General features: G+C 42.2%; 9 protein-coding genes and 1 pseudogene. 1 reads left to right on the top strand and 9 read right to left on the bottom strand.

All coding sequences use genetic code 11. The annotated features are described in order from the left end of the window. Positions 1 to 11: 11 nt before the first annotated feature. The 6 genes from odhB to sdhC form a co-directional block, all read right to left on the bottom strand. The gene (odhB, locus tag AC0KVP_RS04295) at positions 12 to 1,226 is read right to left on the bottom strand and encodes a 2-oxoglutarate dehydrogenase complex dihydrolipoyllysine-residue succinyltransferase (RefSeq protein ID WP_062033969.1); all 1,215 of its coding nucleotides are present in this window, start codon (positions 1,224 to 1,226) and stop codon (positions 12 to 14) included. A 16-nt stretch (positions 1,227 to 1,242) separates the two neighbouring features. Then, on the bottom strand, positions 1,243 to 4,065 hold the full coding sequence (locus tag AC0KVP_RS04290; RefSeq protein ID WP_126039290.1) for a 2-oxoglutarate dehydrogenase E1 component: 2,823 nt from the start codon (positions 4,063 to 4,065) through the stop codon (positions 1,243 to 1,245). An 804-nt stretch (positions 4,066 to 4,869) separates the two neighbouring features. Beyond that, positions 4,870 to 5,580 carry a succinate dehydrogenase iron-sulfur subunit gene (locus AC0KVP_RS04285; protein WP_004982744.1) on the bottom strand — a complete coding sequence of 237 codons (711 nt, stop codon included), beginning with the start codon at positions 5,578 to 5,580 and terminating at the stop codon, positions 4,870 to 4,872. Between the two features lie 14 nt (positions 5,581 to 5,594). Next, positions 5,595 to 7,493, bottom strand: a complete 1,899-nt coding sequence (locus tag AC0KVP_RS04280) for an FAD-binding protein (RefSeq protein ID WP_004695556.1) — start codon at positions 7,491 to 7,493, stop codon at positions 5,595 to 5,597. Positions 7,494 to 7,505: 12 nt separating this feature from the next. Further along, positions 7,506 to 7,871, bottom strand: coding sequence for a succinate dehydrogenase, hydrophobic membrane anchor protein (sdhD, locus tag AC0KVP_RS04275; RefSeq protein WP_004695554.1), 366 nt, complete (start codon positions 7,869 to 7,871; stop codon positions 7,506 to 7,508). Then, on the bottom strand, positions 7,871 to 8,269 hold the full coding sequence (gene sdhC / locus AC0KVP_RS04270) for a succinate dehydrogenase, cytochrome b556 subunit (RefSeq protein ID WP_005400408.1): 399 nt from the start codon (positions 8,267 to 8,269) through the stop codon (positions 7,871 to 7,873). The genes sdhD and sdhC overlap by 1 nt, the downstream gene beginning before the upstream one ends. Positions 8,270 to 9,296: 1,027 nt before the next feature. On the opposite strand from sdhC, the gene gltA reads away from it, so the two are divergent. Beyond that, entirely contained in the window at positions 9,297 to 10,571 is a 1,275-nt protein-coding gene (gltA, locus tag AC0KVP_RS04265) for a citrate synthase (protein ID WP_004695551.1), read from the top strand. Between the two features lie 148 nt (positions 10,572 to 10,719). Here the strand turns inward: gltA and AC0KVP_RS04260 are convergent, their stop codons facing one another. The 3 genes and pseudogenes from AC0KVP_RS04260 to AC0KVP_RS04250 all read right to left on the bottom strand — a co-directional run bounded on the left by AC0KVP_RS04260 (position 10,720) and on the right by AC0KVP_RS04250 (position 14,153). Beyond that, on the bottom strand, positions 10,720 to 12,318 hold the full coding sequence (locus tag AC0KVP_RS04260) for a flavin-containing monooxygenase (protein ID WP_473339204.1): 1,599 nt from the start codon (positions 12,316 to 12,318) through the stop codon (positions 10,720 to 10,722). Between the two features lie 18 nt (positions 12,319 to 12,336). After that, positions 12,337 to 13,182: an SDR family NAD(P)-dependent oxidoreductase gene (locus AC0KVP_RS04255; RefSeq protein ID WP_473339202.1), complete on the bottom strand. Its 846-nt coding sequence runs from the start codon at positions 13,180 to 13,182 to the stop codon at positions 12,337 to 12,339. A 15-nt stretch (positions 13,183 to 13,197) separates the two neighbouring features. Then, positions 13,198 to 14,153, bottom strand: a pseudogene (locus AC0KVP_RS04250) (metal-dependent hydrolase). Positions 14,154 to 14,213: the final 60 nt, after the last annotated feature.

The raw sequence follows: 14,213 nt of genomic DNA, 5'->3' as shown, positions 1-14,213 counted from the left end.
ATTCTTTAGAATTAAAGGTCAAGGATCAATTTAGCTGGTTCTTCTAACAATTCTTTGATTGTTACCAAGAAACCAACTGCTTCTTTACCATCAATTAGACGGTGGTCATAAGAAAGCGCTAAATACATCATCGGTAAGATTTCTACTTGACCGTTTACAGCCATTGGACGCTCTTGGATTTTATGCATACCCAAAATCGCAGTTTGTGGTGTATTCAAGATCGGAGTCGATAACAATGAACCGAAAGTACCACCGTTCGTGATTGTGAACGTACCGCCAGTCATGTCTTCAATGCCAAGCTTACCATCACGTGCTTTGTAAGCAAAGTCACGGATACCATTTTCAACTTCAGCATAGTTCATGCGGTCTGTATCACGAAGCACAGGTACAACTAGACCACGCTCAGAAGATACCGCTACACCGATGTCATAGTAACCGTGGTAAACAATGTCATCACCGTCAATTGAAGCATTAACCGCTGGGTAGCGTTTAAGCGCTTCAGTTGCAGCTTTAACAAAGAAAGACATAAAGCCTAGACGCGCACCGTGACGCTTCTCAAATGCGTCTTTGTATTGTGCACGCATTTCCATGATTGGCTTCATGTTTACTTCGTTAAACGTCGTCAACATTGCAGTTTCTTGAGTTGCAGCAAGCAGACGCTCAGCAACACGCTTACGAAGACGTGTCATTGGAACACGCTTCTCAACACGCTCACCCACAGCAACACTTAATGGTGCTGCAGCTGGAGCTGCTGGTTTAGTTTGGTGATTTGCTACATCTTCTTTCGTAATACGGCCACCACGGCCTGTACCCGCAACATCAGCAGCTGGAATGCCAGACTCAGTCAATGCTTTACGCACAGCAGGCGCTTGATCAGCAACTTGAGCACGTTCAACGACTGGTGCAGCACCCGCTTCAGTTTGAGTAACTGCTTGTTCTACTTTCGCTTCAGACTGAACTGCTTCAGTTTGCGCAGCGCCAGATACAGCACCTTCTTCAAACTGTGCAATCACTTCATTTGAAAGAACAGTGTCACCTTCACCTTTAATGATCGATGCAATTGTACCGTCAGCAGGAGCAACAACTTCTAAAACAACTTTATCTGTTTCAATATCACAGATCACTTCATCACGTGATACTGCTTCACCTGGTTGTTTGTGCCAAGTTGCGATTGTTCCATCCGCAACTGACTCAGGGAATACCGGTGCTTTAATTTCGGTTGCCATTACTAAGAATCTCCTGTTATTCAGCTACGATCGCTAAAGCGTCATTTACGAGCTGAGCTTGTTGTTTTGCATGCAAATATGGTGAACCACAAGCCGGTGCAGCAGAAGCTTCACGACCTGCATAACTGATACGTACTGGTTTAGCCGACTTCATTACATCATCATATAGACGAGGAGCAATAAATAACCAAGCGCCTTGGTTCTTCGGCTCTTCTTGCGTCCAAACAATGTCTTTCACATTTGGATATTGAGCAAGAACTTCAGCAATACGTTGTTCAGGGTATGGATACAATTGTTCAATACGAACGATTGCAGTGTTATTCAACTCTTGCTCACGACGTTTCTCAAGCAAGTCGTAGTAAACCTTACCACCACAAAGCACTAAACGTGTTACGTCTGCTTTGTTGATGTTATCGATTTCATCAATCACAGTTTGGAATGTACCGTTTGCAAGTTCACTTAAAGTAGACGTTGCAAGTTTGTGACGAAGTAAAGACTTCGGCGACATGATGATCATTGGCTTACGAATTGGGCGAATCGCTTGACGACGTAAAGCATGGAAAATCTGTGCAGGTGTAGTCGGTGTCATCACTTGCATGTTGTCTTCAGCACATAGCTGTAAGAAACGCTCTAAACGTGCAGATGAGTGCTCTGGACCTTGACCTTCAAAACCGTGAGGAAGAAGTAAGGTTAAACCACACACACGCTCCCACTTGGTTTCACCTGATGCGATAAACTGATCAATCACCACCTGCGCACAGTTGGCGAAGTCACCAAATTGTGCTTCCCAAATGATCAAGCTCTTAGGCAGAGTCGTTGCATAACCATACTCAAAACCTAACACCGCCATTTCAGACAATAATGAGTCATAAATAGCAGTACGTGGTTGATTTTCTTTGATATGGCAAAGCGGAATATAGGTTGAACCATCCACTTGGTTATGCAATTTTGCATGACGGTGTGAGAAGGTACCACGACCTACGTCTTCACCAGTTAAACGAACCAAATAGCCATCATCTAAAATAGATGCATAAGCTAAAGTTTCTGCAGCACCCCAGTTTAATGGCATTTCGCCAGTTTGCATTTTTAAGCGATCATCAATCACTTTTGCAACTTGACGCTGCATCACGAAGCCTTCAGGAAGCTCACGCATTTTGCGACCAAGTTCTTTTAGACGATCTTCAGAACATGTGGTATCCCATACGTCTGTATAGTCATGCCCTAAGTATGGTGCCCAATCTACAAACATTTTTGTATTTGGTTCAAGTACCAATGCATTTGCAACGTGCTTACCTGCTTCTAGATCCGAACGGTAGTCTTCAACCATTTGATCCGCTTTAGCACGGTCTAAAACGCTTTCTTGAACCAATTGGTCTGCATACAGCGCACGCGTTGTCGTTTTCTTGTTGATGACTTGATACATCATTGGCTGAGTTGCAGCTGGCTCGTCCGCTTCGTTGTGACCACGACGGCGGTAACAGAACATGTCAATGACAACGTCTTTACGGAAAGTATGACGGAAGTCATGTGCCAATTGCGCAACAAACAATACTGATTCAGGATCATCACCGTTCACATGGAAAATCGGTGCTTGGATCATTTTCGCGATGTCCGTACAGTATTCTGTAGAACGCGCATCACGTGGATCAGATGTTGTGAAACCTACTTGGTTATTCACCACAATGTGAACCGTACCACCCACTGTATAGCCACGTGTTTGTGACATTTGGAAGGTTTCTTGGTTAACACCTTGACCTGCAAATGCAGCATCACCGTGAACAATTACTGGCAATACGTCATCACCACCAATATCTTTACGACGTACTTGACGTGCACGTACTGAACCTTCAACCACAGGGCCGACGATTTCTAAGTGTGATGGGTTAAACGCCAATGCCAAGTGAACTTCGCCACCTTGAGTCATTACGTTTGAAGAGAAACCTTGGTGGTACTTAACATCACCAGAACCTTTTTTATGTAAGCTCTTACCTTCGAACTCACCAAATAGGTCTGCTGGGTTTTTACCCATGATGTTTACAAGAAGGTTCAAACGACCACGGTGTGGCATACCAATGACCACTTCTTTACAACCTACAGAACCTGCACGCTGAATTAAAGCATCAACCATTGGAATGAAAGATTCACCACCTTCCACGCCGAAACGTTTTGCACCAACGTATTTATTCCCTAGGAATTTTTCTAGGCCTTCAGCCGCAGTTAAACGCTCTAATACGTGTTTTTTCTGTTCTGCAGTGAAGTTGAATTGACCACGTGCACCTTCAAGGCGTTGTTGAATCCAACGTTTTTCTTTGGTATCAACAATGTGCATGTATTCTGCACCAATTGAAGCACAGTACGTTGCTTCCATGGCTTGAACCATTTCACCTAGAGTTGCTTCGTCTTTACCAATCAAAAGATTACCTGTATTGAATACAGTGTCGAAATCAGATTGGGTTAAGCCATGTGCAGCAAGGTCAAGATCTGGCACGATTTCACGTTTTGCCAAACCTAAAGGATCAAGCTTCGCTTTTTGGTGACCGCGGTTACGGTACGCTGCAATCAGTTGTAGTACGCCAATTTGACGACGTTCATGTTCTGTACTAACAGAACTTTGTACCACTGCTTGAACACGACTTGAATTACGACCTAGTAATAAGAATTGCTCACGTACATTGCTGTGTGGTTGATCACCTTTCGGGTATTTATCGAAGTATGCACGCCAGTCAGCTTCTACTGAGTCTGGTGCAGCCAAGTACTGCTCATAAAGTTCTTCAATATACGCTGCACTATCAGCGGAAAGTTCAGTGTCAAGACGCAATGCGTCAGCAACTTCTTGCATTTGTGGACCCATTTCCTATTGCAAAAACATTTCAGGATGCTTTTTAAGCGAACCCATGATTAGTAATGTCAAATTGGTAACATGACATTAGTCCCCATAAGGCGGATGCCATGAGGCGTTATCACTACATTAGAATTACCCAATGTGACAATGAATCATAACGCCCTCAGCGGCATCATCACTCATTCATACCCGGCCAAAACCGAGCAATTTTTTGCAAATCGACTTAGAAAAAATAAGGCGATGCATTATTTTTTCTAAAGCGACTAACCCTTCATTTATACTCGCTCTAATGCGGCTTAAATGTTGAATTAATGTACATATTTAGCGCACACTTTTTAAATATAAATGTGCAAAAATTTTAACATACTCCCCATATTTCAATTGATTTTTTTGACACATACCTTTCATAAATTGGCGAAATACACATATCAAAATTTCATCTAATATATGGTGCTTTAAATAAAACCGAGTTTCAACGTAGACCAAAGTCTACTCCAAAAAACACATACGAAAAGAGAGCATCATCTTTCAATATGCCCTCCCCATCAACCACATCCATCTTAACATCTTCATAACTTTTTTTGCAGACTCATACTTGCACTTATTTATGACATTTGTTTTAAATCGCCGCGCTTTTCACCAATCTGGTGCAATTTCCACAAAAGCCACCTATCACAAACAAAAATAGTGCCAACCCCACGCTTTCACGCAACTTTATTTTTTACAGCAAAAACCTAGCTATAAAATAAAAAAGCACACCCTAAAGGTGTGCTTTTTCTAACTGATAAATCAGCCTACAGATTAACCCGCAGCATCTAAAAGCATGTTACGGATGTGACCGATTGCTTTAGTTGGGTTCAAACCTTTAGGACATACTGATACACAGTTCATGATGCCTTTACAACGGAATAGCGAGAATGGGTCGTCAAGACGAGCCAGACGCTCTTGAGTTGCTGTATCACGAGAGTCGATGATAAAACGGTATGCATTCAACAATGCTGAAGGACCCAAGAATTTGTCTGGGTTCCACCAGAATGATGGGCATGAAGTTGAACAACATGCACAAAGAATACATTCGTATAAACCATCTAAGTGTTCACGCTCTTCAGGAGACTGTAAACGCTCTTTTGGCGGCGCAGGTTGGTTGTTGATCAAGAATGGATGAATTTTGTTGTACTGATCGTAGAACTGATTCATATCCACAACTAAATCTTTAACCACTGGCAAACCAGGTAAAGGACGAACTGTAATCACTTCCGGTAAGTCGTTTAGGTTCCAAAGACACGCTAAACCATTTTTACCATTGATGTTCACACCATCCGAACCACAAATACCTTCACGGCATGAGCGACGGAATGTTAATGATTCATCCTGTACTTTCAATGCAAGAAGCGCATCAAGCAACATACGGTGCTTATCAGTCAATTCTAATTTGAAAGTTTGCATGTACGGCGCTGCATCCTTATCAGGATCGTAGCGGTAGATATTAAATGTACGAGTACCTCTACTCATCTTACTTCTCCCAATTAGAATGTACGTGGTTTAGGTGGAATTGCAGCAACTGACAATGGCTTGTAACGCACTGGCTTGTACTCAAGACGGTTATCGCTAGAGAACCATAATGTGTGCTTCATCCACTCATCATCACGACGACCATATGGGTAAGCTGGGTGATCCGGCGACTCTTCAAAGTCTACAACCGTATGCGCACCACGGCACTCTTTACGAGCTGCTGCTGAAATCAATGTCGCTTTAGCCACTTCATACAAGTTTTCAACTTCTAAAGCTTCTACACGCGCAGTGTTAAATACTTTAGATTTGTCTTTCAAGTGAATGTTACGTACACGTGGTTCAATCGCAAGAATCTGCTTCACACCTTCTTCAAGAAGTGCAGTTGTACGGAATACACCAGCATGGTCTTGAACGATGTCACGAATTGCATCTGCAACTTCTTGAGCATTTTCACCTGTAGATGAGTCATCTAACTTACGGATACGTGCAACAGTTTGCTCAAGTACAGTCGTAGGAAGCGGTTGGTATTCATCACCGTGATGTTTAGTCACATAGTCAATGATGTGCTCACCCGCAGCTTTACCAAATACAACCAAGTCTAGTAGCGAGTTCGTACCTAAACGGTTTGCACCATGTACAGACACGCAAGAACATTCACCAATTGCATAGAAGCCTTTAACTGGTTTCGTAAAGTTACGATCGCCCGCATTAGTCGAATAGATATCGCTATCTTTGTCATAATGTGCTGCAAATGCTTCAGTTTCAGAACCTTCAGGCACAACCACTTGACCGTGGATATTCGTTGGAATACCACCCATTTGGTAGTGAATTGTTGGTACTACTGGAATCGGCTCTTTCGTGATGTCAACGTTCGCGAATTTCTTACCAATCTCAAATACAGATGGAAGACGCTTCATGATCGTTTCAGCACCCAAGTGCGTCATATCAAGCAAGATGTAGTCTTTCTTCGGACCACAACCACGACCTTCTTTAATTTCTTGGTCCATAGAACGTGATACGAAATCACGTGGCGCCAAGTCTTTTAAAGTTGGTGCATAGCGTTCCATGAACGGCTCACCAGCATCGTTACGAAGGATTGCACCTTCACCACGACAACCTTCAGTTAACAATACGCCTGCACCAGCAACACCCGTTGGGTGGAACTGCCAGAATTCCATATCTTGCAATGGAATACCTGCACGAGCCGCCATACCAAGGCCGTCACCAGTGTTGATGTAAGCATTGGTTGATGCACGGTAAACACGACCCGCACCGCCTGTAGCAAACAATGTCGCTTTGGCTTGGAATACAGCAATTTTACCTGTTTCTTGGTCAATTGCTGTTACACCAAGAACATCACCTGCTTCGTTACGAATCAGGTCAAGTGCGATCCATTCAACAAAGAATTGTGTACCCATTTTCACGTTGCTTTGATAAAGCGTGTGAAGAAGTGCGTGACCTGTACGGTCAGCAGCAGCACATGCACGTGGAACCGCTTTTTCACCGTAGTTTGCAGAGTGACCACCAAATGGACGTTGGTAAATCGTACCGTCTGCGTTACGGTCAAATGGCATACCCAAGTGTTCTAACTCATAAACCACTTGTGGCGCTTCACGCGTCATAAATTCGATCGCGTCTTGGTCGCCTAACCAGTCAGAACCTTTAACAGTGTCGTAGAAGTGGTAGTGCCAGTTATCTTCTTGCATATTACCAAGAGATGCACCAATACCACCCTGCGCTGCAACTGTGTGCGAACGAGTTGGGAATACTTTAGTTAAAACAGCAACTTTCAAACCAGCTTGAGCAAGTTGGTAAGACGCGCGCATACCTGAACCACCACCACCAACGATGACAGCATCGAAAGTTTCGTGTGGAATATTTGTGTAATCTTCTTTAGGGGTTATAGCGCCCATGATCTATTCCTATCAATTCGCCCAAAAAATCTGGATTGCCCAGATCGCATATGCAAATACAGCAATAATTACTGCTGAAGTCAGTACAAGGCGTAAACCTGAAGCTGAAGGACCCATTTGACGAGTAGTCACATAATCCGTGAATACCTGCCACATACCAATCCAAGCATGTGCAACAAGAGATAAGACGGCCAATAAAGATAAAATCTTCATTGGAGCTGTCATCATAAAGCCGTACCACTGTTCATAGCTAAAACCGCCATTGCATAGGATCCAACCTAAAACAACAACTGTATAAACCGCTAATACGACAGCACTTACACGTTGGATAAACCAATCGCGAGAACCTGAACCCGTTAAACCAGTAGCACTTTTCATTAGATAACAATCCATACAAATGCCGCAACGATACCGATTGCAGACAAGATCAATGAAATAGTAGCTGCGATACGACCACTTTGCAGTTCTTCAGCAATACCGATATCTGCAAGTAAGTGCTTAACGCCCGCAATAAAGTGGAAAATTAAGCCGGCTACAAATACCCATACGACAAAACGCACAATGAAGCTATTAAAAATAGCCTGAACTTGAGCAAATCCTTCAGGCGAAGACAATGACTTGTCTAAGATCCATAGAAGTACCGGTACGAGTAAAAATACGATGACACCTGATAGACGGTGTAAGATTGATGCAATAGCCACAGGGGATTTTAAGTTTACTTCTAAAACTTGACCCATGGACAAATTGACAGGTCTGTTGCTTTTCACAGCGGGCATCCTGTAAGTAAAAACTCCATCCGGAGTTTGTTGGAATTAATTCGAAGGAAAGCTGGCATTGTTCAGCAGCTACTTTAAAACTCTAAATTAAATAGCGTTTGAACTTAAAACGACACTGAATTATAAGACGTGAACTATCAAAATACAAACAATGCCCTTGGCCTTTTTGCATAAAAATTCTTTAAATAAGAATCATTAACACATAGATAAATACCTTGCGCTACAATACTTTAGCTTCAAACCTCAGCTATATGGTTGGTTTTTATAAAATAAACACCAAATTCAAGCGCTAAAATTTATACAAAAACGGTAAAATTCGACTTTAGACTAAAGATGCACAAAAAAGTCTTGTTTTTAAAACTGGCTAATTTCACTGCTTTATTTTAATCATTTTTTATTTATATATAAAATGTTCATTATTTTATTTTAATATAGTGGCATAAATATGCATGATGTTGGTGCAACTGATTAATCCCCTACAAGATTGAAATATCTCGTAATAAATTTTAATTAAAACAATTTTTTCACATCCGTATAAATAAAAAAAGTGACTTATATATCGTTTTCGAAATACCAAATAAGCTATTTTTTATACAATTAAATCATTTTTTTTGAGTCACTTATTGTTTTTAACAATGACTATGAAAACAGCATTTTCTTTTTAAAATGATGCGTAAGTTACGAGAATCATAATAAATGTAAATATACGACGACTTGAATTCTGTTTCTTTTCAAGCGCTTTTTTCAATATAAAACTGCTTACAATTGCGCCAGCAACATTTTTTATTTATGCACTTGCTCCTTGAATTAACTTATTATAGTGTGTCGGTGCTGTGATTTTATGCAAATTTTAATGGATTAAATCTTAACTATAACTTCGGAAGTCATCATTTTATCCATAAGTATAATTGACAAAATTTCAGCACTCTCTACTCTTAGAGCAAATTTTTAATCCGTCTGATTCGTGCATTAAAAGATGAGTATTTCGAGTCAGATAAATCATTCACCAGGACAGGAGATCTATTGAATGTCTGAAGCAACTGGCAAAAAAGCCGTTTTACAGCTTGATGGCAAAGAAATTGAATTACCAATTTACAGCGGCACATTGGGCCCAGATGTAATCGACGTTAAGGATGTATTGGCCGCAGGTCACTTCACTTTTGATCCTGGTTTTATGGCTACTGCTGCATGCGAGTCTAAAATCACTTTCATCGACGGTAACAAAGGTGTGCTTTTACACCGTGGCTACCCAATCGACCAGTTAGCAACTAAAGCTGACTACTTAGAAACTTGCTACTTACTTCTCAATGGCGAGCTTCCAACAGCTGAACAAAAAGAAGTATTTGATGCTAAAGTTCGTAACCACACTATGGTTCACGATCAAGTTAGCCGCTTCTTCAATGGTTTCCGTCGCGATGCTCACCCTATGGCGATCATGGTTGGTGTAGTTGGTGCGCTTTCTGCGTTCTATCACAACAACTTAGACATCGAAAATGTTGATCACCGTGAAATTACAGCGATCCGCTTAATTGCTAAAGTACCTACTTTGGCTGCGTGGAGCTACAAGTATACTGTTGGTCAACCATTCGTTTACCCACGTAACGACTTAAGCTACGCTGAAAACTTCTTGTACATGATGTTTGCTACTCCAGCAGACCGTGATTACAAAGTAGATCCGATCCTTGCTAAAGCAATGGACCGTATCTTCACGCTTCACGCTGACCACGAACAAAATGCTTCTACGTCTACAGTACGTTTAGCTGGTTCTACTGGTGCGAACCCATATGCATGTATCGCTGCGGGTATCTCTGCACTTTGGGGTCCTGCTCACGGCGGCGCGAACGAAGCTGTTCTTAAGATGCTTGATGAAATCGGCACTGTAGAGAACGTTGCTGACTTCATGGAAAAAGTGAAAACTAAAGAAGTTAAACTCATGGGCTTCGGTCACCGTGTGTACAAAAACTTCGATCCACGTGCGAAAGTAATGAAAGAAACTTGCGACGAAGTTCTTGGTGCGCTTGGCATCAACGATCCACAGCTTGCTCTTGCTATGGAACTTGAACGTATCGCGCTTTCTGATGAATACTTCATCAAACGTAACTTATACCCGAACGTAGACTTCTACTCAGGTATCATTCTTAAAGCGATTGGTATCCCGACAGAAATGTTTACAGTGATCTTCGCGCTTGCACGTACTGTTGGTTGGATCAGCCACTGGTTAGAAATGCACAGCGGTCCATACAAGATCGGTCGTCCTCGTCAGCTTTACACTGGCGAAGTTCAACGCGACATCAACCGTTAATTCGGTCTGCGTTGATAGACAAAAAACCACCCGCATGGGTGGTTTTTTTATATGTTGAATTTTAAATCAACAATTCACAAGTGACACAGTTTAAGTATTAAAAGACCTGAACAGACTCAGGCTGTTTTTAATACTTAATGTAGCTACTTTAAGCTTCAACAACATCGTAGTGTTTTAGCTCAAGCACAGATAAACGTTGCTTTAACTCGGCCAAGGACCACGGCCAAGCCGCGAAGTTCCGCCCATTTTGATCTAAATAATAGCTTGAACAGCCACCTCGGTTAAATACTGTGGTTTTCAAATGGGTTTGCACCTTGGCATTGTGATAACGTAGAACATCTCGCTTGACCATCATACGTTTAAAGCCTTGCTGCTTCATTTTTAGTAGACCGTCAACAATATACTGAATCTGCGCTTCAGCAATGCCAATAAAAGAGTCATAAACCAAGATATTTGGCCCCAATACTAAAAACGCGTTCGGTACATTTTCCAAACTTGTACCTAAGTATGCTTCTGGAGAACTATCCTTCCAAAGGTCAGCCAATCGCTCACCTTGGGCATTCCATACGCGTTGTCCAATTGGAGGATGTGCCACTTCAAAACCAGTTCCCCAGATAATGACATCGACCTCAAATCGCTCCCCATTTGCCGCAATGACACTCTGCCCATCAATCTCGACCAAACCTTGTGGCAACAAGGTGACATTATCTTGTTGCAGTGCAGGATAATAATTGTTGGCAAATAAAAGTCGCTTACAGCCGATCGAAAAGTTAGGCGTTACGGCTTTACGTAGGGCGTCATCCTGTATTTGCAATTTCAATAATTGACGGCTTAAAACATTGACTGGCTCAAGCAGTGACGGATGACGTAGCCCAAAGTTGATTCCATTTAAAATATTGGAAACACTCTTCCTCCAGCCTTGCTGAATCATCGGGAATTTGGCCACCAGCGACTTTACTGTAGCATTGAGCTGCATATCCGCTTTGGGCAAAACCCACGGTGCAGTACGCTGAAATACGACCAACTCTTTCGCCAACGGCTGAATTTGTGGAATAAACTGAATGGCAGATGCGCCTGTTCCAATCACTGCAACCCGCTTTCCTGTTAAATCATAATCATGTTTCCAACGGGCTGAATGGAACATTTCTCCTTTAAACCCCTCTATCCCTTTAATGTTAGGTAAAGACGGTTCTGTAATCGGCCCTGTGCTGAAGATCACGGTTCGTGCTTGATATGCCCCTTGAGAAGTTTCAAGCTGCCAAATACTCGCCTCTTCATTCCACTTTGCACTGAGCAACTCATGCTGAAAACGAATTTTATCTTGCAGTTCAAACTGCTCAACCACCTGTTCCAAGTAACGTAAAATTTCAGGTTGTTTCGCAAATAAATGGCTCCATTGATGACTAGGTGCAAAGGAAAATGAATACAACGCCGAAGGTACATCACAGCCACAGCCACAGCCAGGGTAATTATTATCACGCCACGTACCGCCGACCCTCTGCGCTTTTTCTAAAACCAGATAGTCCTGATAGCCGACTTGTTTCATTTTATAAGCCGCAGCAATGCCCGAAATCCCAGCACCTACAACAATGGTATCGTAAGTATGTACAGCTTTAGGACGAAGCACAGCCTTTTTACGGGTCTGCCTAGGTTGAGCTTCCGTACTTTTTGACGTCGTAGTTTGATCTCGCATTTGATCAGACGGCGCTTGCACATCTGCTTGTTCTATCTCTAATTGCGTTTCCATATTCATTTTTCTCTATTCTTATTTTGTGATTTGATTAAACAGTGGATAACCCAAACCTAAAAGCTTGACGTATAAGCTTGGTGATGCGCGCTTCATCCACCAAAAAAATTTGGCATCGGGTTGTGGAATGGTATAAAGCTTGCCTGCATCTAAGCGATTTAATGTTTTCTTAACCACAGCATCACTGGTGGTAAACGCATGGTTCATCAGCAGTTTGTCAGCTAGTCCAGAATAGCGGCTCGGCAAGCGCCCATTCTTCATAATATTGGTCGGTACCAAGGTCGGGCACAGCACATTGACTGCAATGTTATAAGCATGAAGTTCTGAAGCTAGTGTTTCTGATAGTGCCAAAACACTAGACTTGGTCACGTTATACGCTGTCATCTCAGGAGCTGCAGTATAGCTCGCAGCTGATGCCACATTGATAATGGCACCAAAACCTTGCTGTTTAAATTTAGGTACAAAGTAGTGGCAACCATGAATTACCCCCCAAAGGTTGACGTGCATACACCACTGCCAATCCTCCAGCGACACCTCATCAAACTTAACACCTAACCCAACTCCCGCATTATTGATGAGCAAAGTAACAGGATATCCCAAAAGCTGTTCCGCTTGCTCCGCCAAAGTGTGTACAGATTCTTTTAATCCAACATCACAATGCACCGCATAGGCTGACGAAGATGTCATCGACTGAATCAAATCTACCGTCTCCTGTGCCGAGCTTAAGTCAATATCTGCACAGACGACATCACCACCGCGCTTTGCCACTTCCAGTGCAAAGCTACTGCCAATTCCACTGCCTGCACCAGTCACAACTGCGTAGGCATTTTGACTTGGTTTATTTTTTTTACTCAACAGTCCCATGTCATAACCTCCTTTTTATGATTTAAGTACTGGAGTAAATTCTTTGGTGAAATAGGGGGTTAACACTCCTGTTTCAGGATGTAGTAAACGCTCTTTGTAATAATCTAAAAATGCAGAGGTGTCATAATCATTCGGGTGAAAGCTTGGACGCAAATAGTCAAAAATATGCTTCCAACTACTGCCATAAACACCTCGTTTTAATCCAAACAAGAGACTGAAACTGCGCGGTATATCCTTCCAGTAACTAAGGCTCACCAAATTAGACGGTTTGCGATAAAATGGGACAAAAACCGATGCCACAGAAATCAGCAGTAAAATGGTGATAAGGGCTGGAAAAAAGCCTGCAATACGTAAGGCATAGTTATTGGAAAGTGATTGAAACACATCATACGCAATGTCTTTGTGCTCAGATTCCTCTAGCATGTGCCACATCCAAATCGCCCGTTGCTTTTCATCTTGAGAATCAAAGAAAATCTCTTCATGGTTCATCATGTATTCAGACAGCACTGCGGTAAAATGTTCAATGCCTGCCATCAAAGACAATTTCATCGGTTGTGGTAAACGGTTAAAACCGTAGTCAAAAACGATTTCGGCTAAATAACGAAAAATGCCAACGGGTAAATCAACCTGTTTAAAAGTATCGTTCAATTCTTCATGTAGCTTTGAATGCAGTGCCTCCTGACCAATCAAAGACGTCACACGTTTTTTAATACAGGGTCAGTGAGGAAATCACGGTGATAACGCGCAGTGTCAATCACCAAGTCTTCACCATAGGTCAGAAAGATCGAGAGTGATGCAAAGTAAGCACTGGCCAACTCCGCATTTATGTAGAATTTGGGATCAATTTTCTCCGCTTCAAAGTCAAATTTCATATGCCGAATTGGAATAATCGCAGACTGTTTTTCAGCATCGAATACGGGTCCTGCAAAAATTTGGCTGGCTTTGCCTTTCAATGGAAGAGCGATACGCATAGGACATTCCTTCTTATTTTTAGCTCATTTTTCAGGCTCAATCTCACGATTTTTACCTGT

Source organism: Acinetobacter sp. DL27, from assembly GCF_055810995.1.
Note: the sequence above shows the minus strand (reverse complement) of the source record. Positions and strands in the feature narration are given on the sequence as shown.

What these genes read in the sequence shown, in the direction of transcription:
- odhB (WP_062033969.1), bottom strand. Translation starts at nt 1,226, where the DNA reads ATGGCAACCGAAATTAAAGCACCGGTATTCCCTGAGTCAGTTGCGGAT.
- AC0KVP_RS04290 (WP_126039290.1), bottom strand. Translation starts at nt 4,065, where the DNA reads ATGCAAGAAGTTGCTGACGCATTGCGTCTTGACACTGAACTTTCCGCT.
- AC0KVP_RS04285 (WP_004982744.1), bottom strand. Translation starts at nt 5,580, where the DNA reads ATGAGTAGAGGTACTCGTACATTTAATATCTACCGCTACGATCCTGAT.
- AC0KVP_RS04280 (WP_004695556.1), bottom strand. Translation starts at nt 7,493, where the DNA reads ATGGGCGCTATAACCCCTAAAGAAGATTACACAAATATTCCACACGAA.
- sdhD (WP_004695554.1), bottom strand. Translation starts at nt 7,871, where the DNA reads ATGAAAAGTGCTACTGGTTTAACGGGTTCAGGTTCTCGCGATTGGTTT.
- sdhC (WP_005400408.1), bottom strand. Translation starts at nt 8,269, where the DNA reads ATGCCCGCTGTGAAAAGCAACAGACCTGTCAATTTGTCCATGGGTCAA.
- gltA (WP_004695551.1), top strand. Translation starts at nt 9,297, where the DNA reads ATGTCTGAAGCAACTGGCAAAAAAGCCGTTTTACAGCTTGATGGCAAA.
- AC0KVP_RS04260 (WP_473339204.1), bottom strand. Translation starts at nt 12,318, where the DNA reads ATGGAAACGCAATTAGAGATAGAACAAGCAGATGTGCAAGCGCCGTCT.
- AC0KVP_RS04255 (WP_473339202.1), bottom strand. Translation starts at nt 13,182, where the DNA reads ATGGGACTGTTGAGTAAAAAAAATAAACCAAGTCAAAATGCCTACGCA.